The organism is Dehalobacterium formicoaceticum (genome assembly GCF_002224645.1).
GTDB lineage: Bacteria > Bacillota > Dehalobacteriia > Dehalobacteriales > Dehalobacteriaceae > Dehalobacterium > Dehalobacterium formicoaceticum.
Map to the genome: position 1 here is coordinate 731,525 of NZ_CP022121.1, position 18,948 is coordinate 750,472.

Here is an 18,948-nt window from a genome sequence, read left to right on the forward strand (position 1 = left end):
TGGGAGACTGGAGACTAGGTTTTCGTCATCTGACAAAGGAGGTGCGGGGCCAATATGGCCGAATATGAATCAGAATAATAGTAATCCTCAAGTAGCGTATTTTTGCATGGAGTTTGGGTTGAGTGAAGAAATGCCTATTTATGCGGGGGGATTGGGTGTTTTAGCAGGTGATTATTTGAAAGCGGCTCGGGATGCTCAATTCCCTATGATCGGTATTGGGATTTTATGGGCCCATGATTATACGGAGCAATATATTAATGGAGAAGGACGCCCCTATGATGTTTATCCCGAGTTTGATTACCCGATGGTGCGGGATACGGGGGTATCGGTGCATGTGAATGTGCGCGGTGAAGATGTGGAATGCAAGGTCAAAATGGTAGATTGTTACGAAAATGTACCCCTTTATCTTCTAGATACCAATATCCCCGGCAGCAACCATGGCTGGATGACCAATAAATTGTACGGCGGCGCTGCCCAAGATCGCTTAGCTGCGGAGATGATTTTGGGAATTGGGGGTATCCGTCTTCTGCGTGCTTTGGGTTTAGAGGTAGATCTTTACCACTTTAATGAAGGACATGCTCTTTTTGCCGGGTTGGAATTAATTCGGGAGGAAATGGAGAAAAATGATCATCGTTTTGATTTGGCATGGAAGAAGGCAAAATCTCAGATTATTTTTACCACCCACACCCCTGTAGCCGCCGGAAATGAGATCCATGACCACAATTTACTAAACTATATGGGAGCATACAATGGGCTAAATTACGAGGAAATGTGTCAAATTGGAGGTGATCCCTTTAATATGACAGCAGCCTCCCTCAGGTTATCATTTAAAGCGAATGCAGTATCTAAGCTCCACGGGCATACAGCCCGGAAAATGTGGCAGGAGATTCCTCTTTCCACACCGATAATATCCATTACAAACGGGGTACATGAGGGGACTTGGCAGGATAAGCGCATGAAAGAAGCTTTTGATCGTTCTGAGGATCTTTTTGCCGTACATATGACGTGCAAGAAGGAACTTTTTAACTATATTGCTGAAAAAACCGGTCAAGTAATGGATCCGGAGGTGCTGACTTTAGGTTTTGCCCGCCGGGCCGCTCCTTATAAGAGGAGTGTCTGATTTTCAGGAATTCCGACCTTCTGGAACCTTTTATTTCCCATGGGAAGCTGCAGTTGATTTTTTCCGGCAAGGCCCATCCCAATGACCAACTAGGCAAAGATATTATTGCTGATTTGGTTAAAATGGATCAGAAATATGGGAATCGGGTGGTCTTTTTAGAAAATTATAATATGGAAGTAGCCAAGCTCCTGGTACGGGGCTGCGACGTTTGGCTCAATAATCCGCGGCGTCCATTTGAAGCCAGCGGTACCTCGGGGATTAAAGCCGCCATGAATGGGGTACTGAACTTTAGTGTCGTAGATGGCTGGGTGGCAGAAGGACCGCAGCATGGTGTCAGTGGTTGGCTTTTGGAACAAGCCGCCCGACAGTCAGAAGTTTGGGATCAGGATGAAAAAGATCTTCAGGAATTGTACCAGGTACTCTTCCGTGAAATCCTGCCCACCTATTATCAGGATCGGGAACGCTGGAAGGAAATGATGCTTTCCAGTATTGATATGGCCCAGTGGCAATTTTCCTCCGCTCGGATGATCAGAGAATATTATGATGTGATGTACCGGCCCACCTTCCAGGCACTGGATTACTGGGAGGTAGCTCCATATATTTATCCCGGTTGGCTGGAAATTGAACATCAGCCCCAGATCACCCAGTAAATCTAAAGATATTGTAAAATAAAGGGGCTGCTGCACTTTACTTGGAACCGGTCGGTTCATGGTGCAACAGCCCCTGCCTCTAAAATTTCAAAATATTTGCTTCTTTTTGAGCTTTTGCCCGTTCATTTCTCTTTAAATATTTCTTGCGGATGCGAACATTTTTCGGGGTAATCTCTACCAGTTCATCATCAGAGATAAATTCAATGGCCTCTTCCAGAGACAGGAGGCGGGGTTCTTTGAGCTTTGTGGTTTCGTCGGCAGTAGAAGAGCGCATATTTGTTAAATGCTTCTTTTTGCAAACATTAATCTCCACGTCCTGTTCCCGATTGCCTACACCCACTACCATGCCTTCATAAACCGTGGTACCGGGTACAATAAAGAGGGTCCCTCGATCCTCCACAGCTAAAAGACCATAAGTGGTGGCTTCTCCATCTTCCCAAGCGATCAGGGAACCTGAATAGCGGGTGCTGATGTCTCCTTTATATGGCTGATAACCGTCAAAAATATGGTTCATAATCCCATTCCCTCTGGTTTGGGTTAAAAGCTCGGAACGAAAGCCGATCAGACCTCGGGCAGGAATCTTAAATTCCAGACGAACGTTTCCTGTACCGCTGGAGACCATATTAGTCATTTCTGCTTTTCTGCGTCCCAGATTTTCCATCACCGGTCCCATAAACTCTTCAGGAATATCAAGCATCAGGTGTTCGATAGGTTCTAAAAGCTTTCCGTCGATTTTTTTGTAGATTACCTGGGGCTTGGAAACCTGCAGCTCGTATCCTTCTCGACGCATATTTTCAATCAGAATGGAGAGATGGAGTTCCCCGCGGCCGGAAACCTGCCAGGCATCTGTGCTTTCTGTATCTTCTACCCGAAGGCTGACATTAGAGATAATTTCACGATAAAGTCTTTCCCGAAGCCTACGGGAGGTAATATGAGTACCATCCTGACCGGCTAAAGGACTGTTATTTACGGAAAAGGTCATCGAGAGGGTAGGTTCGTCCACGGTGATCACAGGCAAAGCATCGGGATGATCCGCTTCAGTAATTGTTTCGCCGATGTTGACATCATCAATCCCGGATAAAGCGATAATTTCTCCGGCGGTTGCGGAAGGGACTTCTGTTTTTTTCAAGCCCTGATAGACAAAGAGCTTGGCAATTTTTTGCCGTTCAACCTTCCCGTCGTGCCTGATCAGGGAGACACTATCCCCTGATTTAACAGAGCCTCGGTTTATTTTCCCGATAGCATATTTCCCCAGATAGTTGTCATGGTCTAAGTTGGCTACTCTCATTTGAAAGGGTCCTTCTGCTACTTGAGGAGGGGAAACGTGATCAATGATGGTTTCAAAGAGGGGTTCCAGGTTTTCCCCCGTATCTTCCATCTCTCCCTGGGCTGTTCCGGAACGGGCTGAGGTGTAGACAATGGGAAAATCTAATTGCTCTTCTGAAGCGCCCAGTTCCACAAATAAATCGAATACTTGGTCAATGACCTCATGAGGCCGGGCATCCGGCCGGTCAATTTTATTAACGACCACAACCGGTTTTAAATTAAGTTCCAAAGCTTTTCTTAAAACGAACTTTGTTTGAGGCATGGGACCTTCAAAAGCATCTACTATTAATAAAACACCGTCCACCATCGATAAGGCACGTTCTACCTCACCGCCAAAGTCAGCATGACCGGGGGTGTCCAGAATATTTATTTTCGTATTTTTATAGGTGACAGCGGTATTCTTTGCTAAAATAGTAATACCCCTTTCTTTTTCAAGGGGATTGGAATCCATCACTCTTTCTGCTACAGCTTCGTTCTCATGAAAAATACCGCTTTGTCGAAGCATACCATCTACTAATGTGGTCTTGCCATGGTCTACGTGGGCAATAATGGCAATATTGCGAATGTTTGGTGCCATAAAATTCCTCCTAAAATTGGGCTCCCTATAGTATAACAACTTATTTTCCCGGTTACAACATTTCTTACTTTTAGTTTCGTTAAATTAATGTTATTTTTCCCAGATTATTTTTACATATGAGTGTGTTCAGAGCAGTGATTTATGGCTGCCACCTGTAGATAATACGCTGAAGCGAGAAAGGGATGAGGTTTGGGATGTGGCAAGATGTTAATTGGCGGGATTGGGGAATAATACTAAAACTAGATCCTGATAAGAAGATCAGGGAAGATATTTTAAAAGAAATCCTTTCTTATAGCGGGATTGATGCGGTTATTGTCGGGGGGACCCAGAATATTACCCGGGATAATACGGAGGTGCTTCTCCAGATAATACATGATGCGGATTATGAGGGACCATTGATTCAGGAAATTTCTGAACTTCAGGCGGTTTCTGTCAACGTGGACGGTTACCTGTTACCGGTGGTTTTGAATGCCGGGCATCGGGACTGGTTTATCGGGCAGCATTTAACAGGTATCAAAGCTTTGGGACATCTGATCAATTGGTCACAGGTTTTAGTTGAGGCTTATGTAATTTGCAATCCCGATAGTGCCGCTGCCCGGCGTACACAGGCGATTGTTCCCGACCGGGAGGACCTCCTGGCCTATCAGACATTGATCGAGGAGGTGTATGCCTTGCCTATTTTATATGTTGAATACAGCGGCCGCTATGGAAATCCGGATTGGCTGAAAGCATTAAAAGAAAGACGGAAAAAAGCGCACATCTTTTATGGGGGCGGTATTGAGAGTGTCCCACAGGCGGAGGAAATGGGATCTCTTGCCGATACCATTATTATCGGTAATCTCATTTACCGGCAACCCCAAAAACTTATGGAAATATTGGATCACAGGAGTAAAAAATCTTTTTTACAAGAGGCGTATCATGATTGATAAGGATAAAATACCGGAAAGTGTATGGAGGACTTTGGAAACCCTTCAGTTCCATGGTTATGAAAGTTTTTTGGTGGGCGGGGCGGTACGGGATCTTCTAATGGGCAAAATCCCCCAGGATTTTGATATCTGCACGGCAGGAACCCCCGAAGAGGTGAAAAAACTGTTTCCCAAAGTGGTAGAAACGGGTCTTCCTTTCGGTACCGTGACGGTGATTGAGGAATCCCTTGGAGTGGAGGTAACCACCTTTCGCGCGCGGGACTCCGCACTAAAGGCCCAGGTTGAAAAAAATACGGTCAGGGAGGATGTTTCGGCTCGGGATTTTACTATTAATGGTTTGCTTTTTGACGGCAAAGAATTAATTGATCTGGTAGGTGGCCTGCCGGACCTTCTTGGGGGAAAAATCAAAGGGATTGGTCAGCCCTGTAATAGATACCGGGAAGATCCTTTACGGATGATCCGGGGCATTCGCTTCCATTGTCAGCTTGGTTTTGAAATCGAAAAAAAGACCTTAGAGGCGATATTTCCCCAGGCTTATTTGATTGAAAGGGTGGCGCCGGAAAGAATTCGGGAAGAATTGATTAAAATTCTGATCAGTGAGCAGCCGGCATCCGGTTTTAATCTTCTTCATCAGACCGGTCTGTTAAAGTATATTTTGCCGGAGTTGGAAAACTGTTTCGGCTTTGAACAAAGGAATCCTCATCATAATCAGGATGTTTTTCACCACATTATGACGGTGCTGGAGAAGACATCTCCTGATTTGATCCTGCGCCTGGCAGCACTTTTTCATGATATCGGTAAACCTGTAACCTTTTCTTTAGATGAAAAGGAGGTAGGGCATTTTTACGGTCACGAGCTGCAGAGTCAAAAAATGACTGATGAGATCATGTCACGACTGAAGTGGGACCGCAAAACAAAGGATCAGGTCACTCTTTTAGTAGGTGAACATATGCATCATCTCTCCCCGATGAAAGGAAAAGCATTGAAAAGAATGCTTAATCGGCTGGGAAAAGAAAATATGGAGCGCCTTTTGGATTTGCAGGCTGCTGATCTCAAAGCTTGCTCTTCTTCCCAGGATTCATTAAGCATTGAAGTAATAAAAAAGGAGATCAACCGAATTCTGGCTACCCAGGAGCCAATTTCCCTGAAGGATTTGGCCATTGGGGGGAAGGATCTGATCGAGATAGGCTATCCGCCGGGACCGGAGATCGGCAAAGCACTGCACCTGCTTTTAGAAAAAGTGCAGGAAAACCCCGGGATTAATTCTTCAAAGGAGCTTAAAAAACTGGCCCGAGGGTTCAGGCCAATTTTTTAAGGGTAAGATGTAATTATTCCGGAAAACAAATACTGTTACCGATGAATTCTCTCAGGATAGAATTGAAGGGAATTTGTGCCGTATCCATAGGCTGAAAAAAGGATAATAGACTTATGAGTCGTTCTTTTATATCATAATAGGGACTGTCTTTTTTGATCTCTTCCAAGATTGGCGGAGCCAATGCACTAAGGGCATTCATTTCATAGATCAAGCTGGAATTAATCATGACATCCGCTTCTTCCTGATATTTAAAGACATTGTTATTTTCACCCCGACGTACACTGGGCCATTGTTTCAAGGTATTTTCAGGGGAGAAGCCCCTGGAACGGGCATCTCTGACCATACGCCGGATCATCCGTACCTCTGTCGTAGGGGTTCTGTTGATAAGATCTACATTGAGCTCGAAAAGAGCGCTGATATAAATCTTATAAAAAACATTTTTATTACCGGAAGGAATTAATTTGGGATTTAGGGCATGAATTCCTTCAATAATGAGGATTTCATCATCGTTCAAACGCATGGTTTTTGTCTCTTTTTTACGTGTTCCGGTAAGAAAATCGAAAAGAGGTGTCTCAACCGTTTCACCTTTGATCAATTCTTTGATATGTTTTTGTAAAAGGGCCACGTCCAGAGCTTTGATGGTGTCAAAATCATAATTACCGTTTTCATCACGAGGCGTCTGTTCACGCTCCACAAAGTAATCGTCCACGCCCAGGGAGATAGGCTTGAGACCATTCACCCTTAGCTGAATGGCAAGCCGCCGGGTAAAAGATGTTTTGCCTGATGAGGATGGGCCGGAAATCAAAATGACCCGTATTCTGCGCCGTTGGCTTAAGATCATATCCGCAATATTAACGATTTTCTTTTCTTGCAGGGCTTCTGCCAGGCTGATTAGTTCCAAAGTTCTGCCGGAACTGATATACTCATTGATATCGCTAACCAATTCCAGGTTAATATTCTCTAAACCTTTCTGGGATTCTTCATAGGTTGCTGCTAATTTTTCCGGAAGGATCAAGGGTAAGTCCTGATCTCTTTGGGAAAAATTCACGATAAAACCGTCGTAAAAGGGAATTACCTGAAAAGGTTCCACCAATGAGGTATGGTCATGAGCCGGATAGATCGTTTTAATTATCCGATCGTTGATTTGATAGTGATAATAGCCATGTTCATATTTTAAAAGAGAGATCTTAAGGTCCTGCCGTACTTCCTCCTGGAGTTTCAAATTTAATTGCTTTACTTCGCGGATGGAGAGGGCCGAGTTTAGCAGACGGCAAAAAACCCCCTCGGGGATGGAGTAAGCGATCTTTAGGGTGTCATCGGGAAATAGATCTTGCACCGTTTTAATCAGGATTAATTTAACGGTTTGCCGGGATAAATTCAAATGAGTTTCTTGCATTTTTTCACCTTCATTCTTTAATTATTTCGGGGGGTGCTTGCATATTGTTTTTCCAGAGGAAGGAATGCTCAGTGAAGCGCCCCAGCACCTCGGTGGTTTCGGAAATGGTCATAAAAGCATGAGCATCGATGCTTAAAACCAGGTCCTTTAAACGGGCCAATTCAAATTGATTGACGACACAAAAGATTACATCTTTATCAATTTGTTGAAAACCTCCTCTGCCATGCATCAGGGTTACCCCACGGTTCAGCTGATTCATAATGGCATCTTTGATCTCATGGGAATAGTTAGAAACGATCATAGCGGTAAGCTTTGTGTTTAATCCTTTCAGTACCAGATCGACGGATAATCCGCTGACCAAGATACTGATGATGCTGTACATTGCCGGTTCCAAGCCAAAGATTAAAGCTGCCATCCCAATGATAAACAGGTTGGACAGAGAGGACACTGTTCCGATACTGATACCCAGTCTTTTTCGTAAGACAATGCCAACGACGTCAATCCCACCGGAGGAACCGGACTGACGGATAATAATGCCACCCCCCACGCCCATAAGAATCCCGCCAAAAATGCTGGCCAGCAAGGGATCGTTGGTATATGTTGTTGGGTTGACATACTCCAATAAAATTGATTGGAGGGAGATGGCGAGAATGGTATAAGTGATGAAACGAATGTTTAATTCCTTTCGTGCCCATATCATAATGGGAATGTTATAAAGGGTAATTAAAAGTCCTACCGACCAGGCAGTAAAATGGTTGGTCATAATGGCCAAACCGGAGATACCCCCGGAGACCAGATGGTTGGGCATTATAAAAACATTTACTGCAAGGGCGATAAAGATCGAGCTTAAGATAATTAAAATTATATCTCGCCCGACTTCTTTGACTTTCACAAGTATCACTATCCTTTTCATGTCATTTGCCTATATAATAGTAGTATTGAAGTTGTTTATCAAGCACCTGGACAGCAAATTTTTTTAAAGAACAAAATATTAAAATCTAAAGGAGAATTTATTATGTTTCCCTTGACCCATTCACTGACGGCTCAAAAATTAATCGAGAATCCTGGAGCCAGGGCGATTCTGGGCAGCGTTTTTCCTGACCTGGCCAACGTGATTGGTCTCCATCGGGATGAGACCCATGAGATGGGTCTGGATTTTTATCGATTTTGCCATAATCATTATCAGGAACACCTTGATTTTGCCCGAGGAGTGATCAGTCATGGCGCCAATCCCCAGGGACTGGATTTTTATGCTGATCAGTCTTTTGCTGGACAAAACCAGGGATATTGTTTCCAGCGGGGCTCCATAATTGTAGATCAGGTGGTAAAAACCTGCGGGATTCCCAAACAAATGGGTTTATGGAAAGCTCATAATTTTATTGAAATGACCTATGATGTCATTACCGCCGAACGATATCCCTATTTGCTGCAAGATTTTCAGGAAGCATTGGCAGATAAAGATGCCATCGAGGATTGCTCCATGATTTTAGGAAAATATTTTCAGATTGACCGGGGGAAAATTAAAGCAGCTTTTCTGAAAATGCCTGAATTTTTTTGTTTGAATGAGGTCACCCCCCTGCATTTAGCGGAGAAATATGCCCTGCAATTGCAAAAAAGACATGGCATATACCAAGCTGACCCTCCGGCGATGGCCGAAGTTTTGGCAGAGGCTCGGGATCTGGTAGAAGATGAGTTTATGCCTTTTATGGATGGAGTTTATGAACGGTTATGCCAACTAATGGCTCAATTTCCCAAGTAAAAGAAGGATTGAGGAAACCTATTACGATATGGTAAAATATATTTTATAGGCTTTAGTAGATAGCAAGAAAGCAAAGCATTTTTTACGATATATTTAAGATGAGTGTGATTGTGAGGAGGAAAAGGGATGAAGAAAATCATGTCCGGGAATGAAGCCATCGCCCGCGGCGCTTTTGAAGCGGGATGTTTGGTCGCAGCAGCGTACCCAGGCACACCAAGTACAGAAATTCTGGAGAATATTGCCCAGTATCAGGAGATTTATGCTGAGTGGGCGCCTAATGAAAAAGTGGCGGTAGAGGTCGTTTGTGGTTCCTCCATTGGGGGAGCTCGCTCTTTGGCAGCTATGAAGCATGTGGGATTAAATGTGGCGGCGGATCCATTATTCACCATTGCTTATGAAGGTGTTAACGGAGGTTTGGTGCTGGTCTCGGCAGATGATCCGGGAACCCACAGTTCTCAAAATGAGCAGGATAACAGGCTTTATGCCCCCTTTGCCAAGGTGGCGATGCTGGAGCCCTCTGACAGCCAGGAATGCAAGGATTTTGTCAAAGAGGCTTTTGCCCTCAGCGAACAATTTGATACCCCGGTTTTATTCCGTGTTTCTACCCGGGTCTGTCATAGCAAGAGTCTGGTGGAATTAGGGGAAAGAGTGGAAGTAGGAGTTAAGGATTACCAAAAAAATATTAAGAAATATATTATGGTTCCCGCTCATTCCAAAGTAAGACATTTTGATGTTGAGGAGAGGCTTCTAGCCCTTCAGGCTTATGCCAACCGTTCGACCTTGAACCGCATTGAATGGGGCAAGAAAAAAATCGGTATCATTACCAGCGGTATATCCTACCAGCATGCGAAAGAAGTCTTTGGAGACAAAGCTTCTTATCTGAAAATTGGATTTAGTCACCCTCTGCCGGATAAAATGATCAAGAGCTTTGCCAAGGCCGTGGACAAGCTTTATGTGGTTGAAGAGGGTGAGCCATATTTGGAAAACGCAGTTCGGGCTTTAGGGATCAACTGTATCGGCAAGGAATTCATTCCCCGTTGCGGCGAATTAACGCCCCAGATTATTCGTCAAGCCTTGCTGCCCAGTAAAAAAACCGCATCTTATCAAACGGATCTGACCATACCGGCCAGACCCCCTGTTTTATGTGCCGGATGTCCCCACCGGGGAATATTCTATGCGGTCAGCAAGCATAAGGATGTCATCGCCACCGGAGATATCGGTTGTTATACCTTAGGCATGGCCCCGCCTTTAAATGTGACGGATATTGTGATCTGTATGGGTGCCGGTATATCTGCCGGACTGGGCTTTAAACGGGCTGCCATGCAAGGAGGAAGGACAGATAAGGTTTTTGGCTTCATTGGAGATTCCACCTTTTATCATTCCGGCATTACAGGATTAATTGATGCTGTTTATAATAATACGCCCATGGTGACGGTAATTCTGGATAATAGTATTACCGCCATGACCGGCCATCAGGAAAATCCCGGTACGGGGAAAACCCTGCAAGGTAAACCGGCGCCGGTGATTGATATTGAAGGATTGGTGAAAGCGGTAGGCATACAAGAGAAAAATATTCGGGTGGTAGATCCCTATGATTTGACGGCAACCAAAAAAGCGGTACAGGAAGCTTATGATGCCACAGAACCTTTTGTTATTATTACCAAGCAACCCTGTGCTCTGCTGAAACCGGTACAGAAAAAACGGGCCCAACTTCATTGTGTCATCGACCAGGAGAAATGTACCAAATGCAAATCTTGTCTGCGCATTGGCTGCCCTGCCATTTCCTTTAAAAATGATCAGATGAACATTGATCAGGCCTCTTGTAATGGGTGTACCTTATGCCGTCAGGTATGTAAATTTGATGCCATTGAAAAGGTGGGTGAGTAGAATGTCTGAGACGAAGAGCGTTTTATTAGTCGGCGTTGGGGGTCAGGGGATTATTCTTGCCTCGAAGATTTTATCCGAGGGCTTAATACAATTAGGCTATGATGTAAAAATGTCCGAAATCCACGGTATGGCACAAAGGGGCGGCAGTGTGACCACCCAGATAAGATATGGGGAAAAGGTTTATTCCCCTATCATTGACCGGGGGGAGGCAGATGTAATTCTCGCTTTTGAGAAGGTAGAGGCCTTACGCAGTCTGCCCCACTTAAAAAAAGGAGGGAAACTTTTGATCAACGATCATGAGATCTATTCCCTGCCCGTCTTAATCGGTCAACAGGCCTATCCGGAAAATATCATTGACAAGATCCGGGAACAGGTGGAACATGTTAAGGCCTTTGATGCCGTATCTATGGCGGAAGAATTGGGCAACATCAAGACGCAGAATATGATATTGCTAGGTGCCTTAATCAAAGCTCTGGAGCTGGACCATGTTGAATGGAGCGAACTTGTAAGAGATCATCTCCCGGAAAAGGTACATGATCTCAATCTGAAGGCATTAGAGGCGGGGATGAATGTATAATTTCTGCCAGAGATTTTCGGGAAGCACATCTTTTATCCGGATTTCATCATAGTTTCTTTTTCCAGTAAAAATGGTAGCGGGATAATCAATTAATGAGGGAGCAGCTTCGTTATTTTCATGAATAACTGGGGCTGTTCCCTTTTCTTTGGCCTCATTTAGATAGCGGTGCACCAGATCGTCTTCCCCCACATTGAGAATGAGATCTCTTAATTGGCCGGCTTCTTCGGAATGGGGGAGACATACAAAGGATTGACAAACAAAGGAGCGGGCGGGGTGACGGCGGCAGATTTTTTGTTCCCGGTCTAAAAAAATACAGGATTGATCGGGGTTTCTTTTTAAGCAGATGTCCAGCACCGGTCCGGTACCGGTAACTTTACAGTATTGATGAATAAAGGGAGTGAGGGGAAGGGTGGGATCTTTCAAATATGTAAGGATGTCGATTGAGGTGAGGGGAATCCGCTCATAGCAGCACCCGTCACAGCCTTTGCAATTCTCCACATATTTTTCCTGGAACTGATTTAAAGCATTCAAATAGTCTTGAATCGTAGCGTTCTCATCTAATATTTCTAAATCATAGCCGAAGGCATCATCAAATTGAGCCAAGAAAACATTGATATTCATAAGAATTCCTTTCCAGACGCAGGTCCTGATTCTTTTTATATTTTTTCTGCAAATTTTCTTTTTTTCCTGCTTCGATATAATGCGGAAGAATAGAAAACTTGGCTTGTCTAAGCCGTAGGCTGAGGAGAAGCCTTATTTACACTTATACTTTCAACCTTTAAGAACTTATATTTTATGAAAGCAAAATAAAAAGAGGGCGCCGAAACGCTCCCTTTTCATAAATTCCGCTAACTATTCTTGGCTAATTTAATCATTAAGCTCGTGAGAGTTGCTTGTTCCTCAGGAGTTGCTACTTCCCAAAGTTCTTTCAAAGCCTTGTTCTCAGGAATATCCGGACTAATATTATTGGCCAGGTAACTACCGAAAGTTTGAGCAAGCTGGGTAATTTCATCTTCTGAGATGCCCATATCATTAGCAAATTCCATCGCTTCTCCTAAAGAGTGTTTATACTGCTCCCAGGAAGAAGTATCCAACCTATCTAGCATTTGTTTCATTTCTTGCAATTGTACTCGCCTCCCTTTTTTAGCATGTCTATAGTATTTCACGAAAATAGATTTACATGCATTTCGGATTGGGAATTTGGGATTTGGTGCATCAGATCAAAAAAGACAGGGGAAAATGAAAAATGTGAGCGCCCCGAAGAAAGAAAGCTTGCTAAAAAAACCTAAAAAGTCTTTCCAGAAAACGGGGCGTATGTTAAGCTAAAGTATGGAAAGGAGTGGCATGATCTATGGAAGATAAAAAGCTGAAGCAAAGGGAAGAGATTCCTAAGGAATATAAATGGCGTTTAGAGGAAATTTACGCTGATGATGGGCAGTGGGAAAAGGATTTTGCCAAGATCAAAGAAATTTTGCCCCGCATGGAGGGATTCCGTAACAAATTGGGAGATTCGCCCCAGTCCTTGTTAGGTTGTCTTAGATTACAGGATGAGATCGGACAGATTTCTGATCAGGTATTTGTTTATGCCAATATGAGGAAAGATGAAAACAATGCCAACTCAAAATACCAGGGAATGAAGGATCGGGCCCAAGGGCTGATGGTGGCTATTGGGGAAGCCTTGTCCTTTATTCAGCCGGAGATTCTGGCCATTGATTCTGAAACTTTGAATGAATATTTAAACCGGGAACCGGGGCTTTCCTTATATCAGTTTTATTTGGAAGAAATTCTGCGCATGAAGGAGCATACCTTATCTCCCCGGGAAGAAGAGATTATTGCCATGTCCGGGGAATTGGGCGCCGGTCCGAAAAATATTTTCAGTATGCTCAATAATGCGGATATTAAGTTTCCAGAAATTACCGATGAAGAAGGAGACCGGGTGGCGATCACCCACGGCAACTATATTAAGTTCATGGAAAGTGAGGAGCGACAGGTGCGTATGGATGCCTTTAAAGGCCTGTATGATACCTATGGCAAACAAAAAAACACCTTAGGGGCTTTATTAAATGCTAGTGTGAAAAAGGATATTTTCTATGCCCGGGTCCATAAATACGGATCCGCCCTGGAAGCATCCCTCTATGATGACAATATACCGGTGCGAGTTTATGACAATCTAATTAAAACAGTGCGCAGCCATTTAGGGCTTTTTTATCGTTATGTCGCCTTGAGAAAAAGGCTGCTTGGGCTTCCGGAGCTTCACATGTATGATATTTATGCTCCTTTAGTCAAAGAAATGAAAAGCAAAATCCCCTACGAGGAAGCTGTAACCATGGTTGAAAAGGGGCTGGCACCTTTGGGAGAAATTTATCTGACTGATTTAAAGCAAGGCATCCGTAACGGTTGGGTGGATGTGATGGAGAACGAGGGCAAGACTTCCGGGGCCTATTCCTGGGGCGCATACGGCACTCATCCTTATGTACTGATGAACTACCAAAACAATTTGGACAATGTTTTTACCCTGGCCCATGAGCTGGGACATTCTCTGCACTCTTATTATTCATGGCAGACCCAGCCCTATATTTATTCTTATTACAAGATTTTTGTGGCCGAGGTGGCTTCTACCGTCAATGAAACTCTGCTCACCAAATATTTATTGGCCAATGCGGCTGATGAAAAACAAAAAATGTATCTGATTAATCATTATCTGGAGGAATTCCGGGGAACGGTTTTCCGCCAAACCATGTTTGCGGAATTTGAAAAGATTATTCATGAAAAGGCTGAGGCCGGTGAACCTTTAACCACCGAAGCTTTCTCAGAAATTTATTATCAATTAAATCAAGACTATTACGGTCCGGATATGGCGATGGATCAGGAAATTGCTTTGGAATGGGCGCGCATTCCCCATTTTTATAATGCTTTTTATGTCTATAAATATGCCACCGGTTTTTCTGCCGCTTCCGCCTTAGCTCAGGGCATCCTGGAGGAGGGTCAGCCGGCGGTGGATCGTTACCTGAAGTTTCTGCAAAGCGGAGGCAGTGATTATCCCATTAATCTTTTACAAAAAGCGGGCGTGGATATGAATGAGCCCCATCCCATCGAGCAAGCCTTGAAAGTATTTGAGGAGATGCTGGTGGAAATGGAAAAAATGGTTTAAATATATTTAGAAAGGGGAGAGACTATGGGTTATGATAAAAAATTATGGCAGGAGGCAGTAGCCTTCCACGGTCACAGCTGCCCCGGGCTGGCTATCGGTTTTCGGGCGGCGGTGCTTGCCTTGGAGAAGTTGGGCGTAGACCGGGCCGAGGATGAAGAATTGGTAGCCATTGTAGAGACGGATGCCTGCAGCGTTGATGCCATTCAAGTTATTGCCGGTTGCAGCATCGGCAAAGGAAATTTGCTTTATAAAAATCACGGTAAACAAGCCTTTACCATTGGTAATCGGAAAACAGGTCGGGGAGTACGGGTTTATGTTGATCCCTCTCAATTACCTGTAGATCGTGATGATCGGGAAGCGCGGAGGGAGATGATCCTCTCTGCTCCGGCGGAGGATTTTTGTAAAATAGAAAATGTGAGTTTACCTCTGCCGGAAGAGGCCCGCATCTTTTTATCGGTAGAATGTGAGTCTTGCGGGGAAAAACTGTCCGAAGCCAGAGCACGCTTGGAAGACGGTAAGATAGTTTGTCTGGCCTGCTTTCATGATTATCAAAGAGGATGGTAAAATAATCTTCGCTTGCTAAGATTGTTCTTTCGGGAACAAAAAGAGTCTGAAGAGCGTCTAAGATAAAAGATAATTTTGGCATCAACAAGAAAATATTTGACTTCTTGTTAGACAGACGTATGGAAGAAAGGGAACGTAAGGCATGAAAAAATTTGGTTTTGCAGGGTTGGTTATTTTTTTATGGTGCAGTGTGTTAGGGGGAGGGGTGCTGGCCACTGGGAGTATTGCGGCATCCATTACCCTGACGGTCAATGACCGTTTGGCTTATTTGGATCAGCGGCCTGCGATGTTGGATGTGCCGGCATTGGTGGATCAAGGAGTTACCCTGGTACCGATGAGATTTGTGGGGGAAGCCCTGGGCAGTACGGTGCATTGGTCCCCGGAAAATCGCCGGATTACCATGAAGCAGGGAGTGAGCCAAGTTATTCTCGAGGTGGGAAAAACCACGGCTCAGGTGAATGGAGAGGATCAAGGGTTAATCATACCTCCTAAAATCAAAGATGGGAGAACCTTGGTACCCCTGAGATTTATTGCCCAGGCCTTTGGCTGTCAGGTAGATTACGAGAATCAAACGAAAAAGATTACCATTTCCCGACCCAATAATCCGCCTCAAAGTAATTTTACCGTGAACAAAACGGTAGCTGACGTGGGGGAAGAAATTGTTTATCAGGATTTAAGCACAGATCCGGATGGTGATGCCATTGTGGATCGGCTCTGGATGAATCAGAAAGAATACTTTTACGATCCGGGGATCTATGTGGTTTCGCTAAAAGTAAAGGACAGCCGGGGAACCTGGAGTGAATGGTTTGAGCAAACCATTGAGATTATCGGCGAGCCTAATACCAAGCCGGTGGCTCAGTTTAGCACCGACCGCACCAAGGTCTATGTGGATGAACCGATCCTTTACACTGACGAGAGCTTTGACCCGGACGGAGATGAAATTGTTGAATGGAATTGGCAAAACAAAAAGGATTCCTTTGCCATCCCAGGCACCTATTATGTCAGCCTGGAGGTTAAAGACCGACGGGGCGGCTGGAGTTCTAAATATTTGCAAGTCATTGAGGTTCTGGAAAAACCCAATGTACCTCCTGTAGCCAAGTTTTCTCTCCAAAGCACCACGATCGATCAAGGGGTAACCATTGCTTTTACCGATGAAAGCTTTGACCCGGATGGGGATGGGGTCACGGAAGTCCAATGGACGGGGAAACAAAGGGCTTATTTTAAAGCAGGGAAGGTACCTGTGACCTTAAAGGTGAAGGATGGCCGTGGCAAATGGTCGGAGCCCTTTACCGTAGAATTGAATGTGACCGATAAAGTGGTGATGACGGAGTTGGAATATAACCTTCATTACCCATTATCCGGGGAAATCGTTAACTTAAACGGGATTAACCCATTGAACTTTCCGGTTGTCAAGCCTGTTGCCAAAAGCTTCGACGATACGGTGCTCATCATATCCAACAGCCCGGAAACAGTAAAAGAAAGCGGGATCCTATATCAGGATACGGTATGCGGTTCCGTGCGCTTGATTTATTCACATAAAAATGTTTCCTCCGGCAAGAAGAAAGTTTATATTTTGGCGGAAAATCCAGGCATGAAAAATACTGTGATTACTGTGAATAAGAAGGGAACAGGCGGGCCATCCACGGATGATTTAGCCATCGGCAAAAATGGAGTGGCGCGGTTTTTATCATCAAATTTAAAGGATTCCTATACTTTGGCACCGGGACAGGTTATCGTATTGGACGGATCCGGAGCCGGAGGTATTCTTGCTACAAATCAAAGCATCTATGCTATGATGGATTTAACAACGACGGAGAATGTGAAGTTTACCTTTGTTATGGTAGATGCCGGAAGTGATGTTTTAACCACCTGCGCCGGTCTGCCAATTCTGGAGCGGGATGTGCACCAAAGAGGGACTTTTTTTGGGGCTAACCGAACCTATCAATTGGATGTAACAGGGGATCAACCGGTACGGTTCTCTCTCGCCGACAGCAACTCCGATTATCATCTGGGTGGAATGGATGCGATTACCGGACAGCAAGTGATCAATAAGGGGAATTATGGCTTGATGTATAAATTAGTCATCAATGCCGGGTCCAGAATGGGATTATTAACAAATCCCCGGGGTGGCTTGTTTATGGGTGCAGGAATGCTTCCGGACGGTTCTGTTTATGGACTGCCCAATACCGGCTTTGTTTCCAACGGTACCCAAGCGGTGATGAATCTGGTTATGAATCAATATGATCAATCAGAGTTCCTTTTCACACCTCCGGTTTCATCTTATATGCCGGTGATGTTCCTATTTGTCCCCTATTAAGCATGACCTTTCATTGGATCACAAAAAAACACCTCGGCGTGGCACGCCGGGGTGTTTTTTTGCTCCACGTATAGGGTTTACCACGGGGACGTTTTGTTTGCCGCCATCAACCCGGCATAATTTTCAGAATAGATATTATTAAAGATAAAGATGGAACCTATTGCCAAGATAATACGTCAAACTAATAAACAATTCGCTAAGGGAAAAATAACTTAAGGAGCGTGCTGATCATGAAAAGAGCCGAAATACGGGTATTGATTGCCTTATTGGCAGGGTTAATGATCCTGGGAGCAGGAGTGCCTCTATCCATGGCTGCGCTCAAGCCACCTGCCCTCATGGTAGAATCTAATCCACCTTTTTAACGGAAACAATCATGGGGGTATGGATTAAAAAGAAAAACCAGGTTAATCGTTCGCCTGTCCTATGACGTTACTAAAGCAATGTCTTCCTGATATTTTAGAATAAAATTGAAGGTGTCTTTAATTCTTTCGTCCTCCAGCGATTCAATATTTAGAGCTAACAATACCTTTGCCCAGTCCAGGGTTTCGGCGATACTGGGTTTTTTGCGCAGCTTTTGTTTACGCAGTTGCTGAATAAAATCCACAATTTGCTGGGACAGCTTTTCAGATATTCCCGGCACTTTTGTTTTGATAATTTCTAATTCCCGATCAAAGTCAGGATAATCTATGAAATAATGGACACATCGGCGTTTCAAGCCGTCGCTGAAATCCCGGGAGCCATTGCTGGTCAAAAACATCATGGGGATGGATTTTGCTTTTACCGTGCCAAATTCGGGAATGGTAACCTGAAAATCAGACAGAGCTTCCAAAAGAAAACTTTCAAATTCTTCATCGCTTTTATCGATTTCATCAATCAAAAGCACCACCGGTTTTTCTGAAAGAAAAGCTTTCAGCAAGGGACGAGCCAGAAGAAAGTCGGGAGAAAAGATATCCTTTTGGGCGGAAGTCCAATTGGAATCATTTTTCGTAGTTGATTGCAAATATAAAAGCTGCTTTTGGTAATTCCATTCATAAAGGGCCTGATGTTCGTCCAGCCCTTCATAACACTGGAGTCGAATCAATTCCATATCAAAAGCCTGAGCCATGGACTTGGCCAGTTCTGTTTTTCCAACGCCTGCCGGACCTTCTAACAGAAGGGGTTTTTTTAAGAGAGAAGATAAACTTAAGATCGTGGCCAGGTTATGGTCGCATAAATAGTCTTCCCGTTTTAAATTTTCTTTAATTTCCTCAATAGACAGCATTTCAAACCTCCGCTGTATCGTATCATATAAATCAGTATATCATAAAAAAAAATTGAAATATAGACTGGGGAAAAAAGATCTTTCCTATGGTATGATAAAGATATATATGGAGGAAAATTTCT

The 18,948-nt window shown here is 44.1% G+C and carries 17 protein-coding genes; 11 read left to right on the top strand and 6 right to left on the bottom strand.

What is annotated here, in order from left to right; all coding sequences use genetic code 11:
- Positions 1 to 118 precede the first annotated feature (118 nt).
- The gene (gene glgP / locus CEQ75_RS19305) at positions 119 to 1,120 is read left to right on the top strand and encodes an alpha-glucan family phosphorylase (protein WP_338031995.1); all 1,002 of its coding nucleotides are present in this window, start codon (positions 119 to 121) and stop codon (positions 1,118 to 1,120) included.
- A gap of 53 nt (positions 1,121 to 1,173) precedes the next feature.
- Positions 1,174 to 1,770, top strand: coding sequence for an alpha-glucan family phosphorylase (glgP, locus tag CEQ75_RS19310; protein WP_338031996.1), 597 nt, complete (start codon positions 1,174 to 1,176; stop codon positions 1,768 to 1,770).
- A gap of 79 nt (positions 1,771 to 1,849) precedes the next feature.
- Here the strand turns inward: glgP (CEQ75_RS19310) and typA are convergent, their stop codons facing one another.
- Positions 1,850 to 3,673: a translational GTPase TypA gene (gene typA / locus CEQ75_RS03670; protein WP_089609123.1), complete on the bottom strand. Its 1,824-nt coding sequence runs from the start codon at positions 3,671 to 3,673 to the stop codon at positions 1,850 to 1,852.
- A 194-nt stretch (positions 3,674 to 3,867) separates the two neighbouring features.
- Between typA and CEQ75_RS03675 the strand changes: the two genes are divergently transcribed.
- Entirely contained in the window at positions 3,868 to 4,599 is a 732-nt protein-coding gene (locus CEQ75_RS03675; protein WP_157677313.1) for a geranylgeranylglyceryl/heptaprenylglyceryl phosphate synthase, read from the top strand.
- The gene (locus CEQ75_RS03680; RefSeq protein ID WP_198306620.1) at positions 4,592 to 5,914 is read left to right on the top strand and encodes a CCA tRNA nucleotidyltransferase; all 1,323 of its coding nucleotides are present in this window, start codon (positions 4,592 to 4,594) and stop codon (positions 5,912 to 5,914) included. The genes CEQ75_RS03675 and CEQ75_RS03680 overlap by 8 nt, the downstream gene beginning before the upstream one ends.
- 13 nt (positions 5,915 to 5,927) lie before the next feature.
- Here CEQ75_RS03680 and CEQ75_RS03685 read toward each other — a convergent pair whose 3' ends face one another.
- Both CEQ75_RS03685 and CEQ75_RS03690 read right to left on the bottom strand, forming a co-directional pair.
- Complete coding sequence (locus tag CEQ75_RS03685; protein WP_089609126.1) at positions 5,928 to 7,310, bottom strand: uridine kinase family protein; 1,383 nt, start codon at positions 7,308 to 7,310, stop codon at positions 5,928 to 5,930.
- 10 nt (positions 7,311 to 7,320) lie between these two features.
- Entirely contained in the window at positions 7,321 to 8,202 is an 882-nt protein-coding gene (locus CEQ75_RS03690; protein ID WP_198306621.1) for a YitT family protein, read from the bottom strand.
- Positions 8,203 to 8,325: 123 nt separating this feature from the next.
- Between CEQ75_RS03690 and CEQ75_RS03695 the strand changes: the two genes are divergently transcribed.
- The 3 genes from CEQ75_RS03695 (at position 8,326) to CEQ75_RS03705 (ending at position 11,533) form a co-directional block, all read left to right on the top strand.
- On the top strand, positions 8,326 to 9,069 hold the full coding sequence (locus CEQ75_RS03695; protein ID WP_089609128.1) for a hypothetical protein: 744 nt from the start codon (positions 8,326 to 8,328) through the stop codon (positions 9,067 to 9,069).
- 126 nt (positions 9,070 to 9,195) lie between these two features.
- A complete protein-coding gene (iorA, locus tag CEQ75_RS03700; protein WP_089609129.1) occupies positions 9,196 to 10,956 on the top strand; it encodes an indolepyruvate ferredoxin oxidoreductase subunit alpha in 1,761 nt (586 codons plus the stop codon).
- Position 10,957: 1 nt separating this feature from the next.
- Positions 10,958 to 11,533 carry an indolepyruvate oxidoreductase subunit beta gene (locus CEQ75_RS03705; RefSeq protein ID WP_089609130.1) on the top strand — a complete coding sequence of 192 codons (576 nt, stop codon included), beginning with the start codon at positions 10,958 to 10,960 and terminating at the stop codon, positions 11,531 to 11,533.
- Here CEQ75_RS03705 and CEQ75_RS03710 read toward each other — a convergent pair.
- Positions 11,510 to 12,154 (bottom strand): YkgJ family cysteine cluster protein, encoded by a 645-nt coding sequence (locus CEQ75_RS03710; protein ID WP_089609131.1) that lies wholly within the window; start codon positions 12,152 to 12,154, stop codon positions 11,510 to 11,512. The two genes, CEQ75_RS03705 and CEQ75_RS03710, sit on opposite strands and share 24 nt — an antisense overlap.
- Positions 12,155 to 12,381: 227 nt before the next feature.
- Positions 12,382 to 12,648 (bottom strand): DUF3243 domain-containing protein, encoded by a 267-nt coding sequence (locus CEQ75_RS03715; protein ID WP_242965446.1) that lies wholly within the window; start codon positions 12,646 to 12,648, stop codon positions 12,382 to 12,384.
- A gap of 236 nt (positions 12,649 to 12,884) precedes the next feature.
- Between CEQ75_RS03715 and pepF the strand changes: the two genes are divergently transcribed.
- From pepF to CEQ75_RS19180, 4 genes are all read left to right on the top strand, one after another.
- Positions 12,885 to 14,684: an oligoendopeptidase F gene (pepF, locus tag CEQ75_RS03720; protein WP_089609132.1), complete on the top strand. Its 1,800-nt coding sequence runs from the start codon at positions 12,885 to 12,887 to the stop codon at positions 14,682 to 14,684.
- A gap of 24 nt (positions 14,685 to 14,708) precedes the next feature.
- Entirely contained in the window at positions 14,709 to 15,248 is a 540-nt protein-coding gene (locus CEQ75_RS03725; protein ID WP_089609133.1) for an FmdE family protein, read from the top strand.
- Between the two features lie 142 nt (positions 15,249 to 15,390).
- Positions 15,391 to 17,565, top strand: a complete 2,175-nt coding sequence (locus CEQ75_RS03730) for a copper amine oxidase N-terminal domain-containing protein (protein WP_089609134.1) — start codon at positions 15,391 to 15,393, stop codon at positions 17,563 to 17,565.
- 230 nt (positions 17,566 to 17,795) lie between these two features.
- Positions 17,796 to 17,927: a hypothetical protein gene (locus CEQ75_RS19180; RefSeq protein ID WP_257913218.1), complete on the top strand. Its 132-nt coding sequence runs from the start codon at positions 17,796 to 17,798 to the stop codon at positions 17,925 to 17,927.
- 59 nt (positions 17,928 to 17,986) lie between these two features.
- On the opposite strand, the gene CEQ75_RS03735 is transcribed toward CEQ75_RS19180, so the two are convergent.
- Positions 17,987 to 18,826, bottom strand: coding sequence for an AAA family ATPase (locus CEQ75_RS03735; RefSeq protein WP_089609135.1), 840 nt, complete (start codon positions 18,824 to 18,826; stop codon positions 17,987 to 17,989).
- Between the last annotated feature and the right edge of the window lie 122 nt (positions 18,827 to 18,948).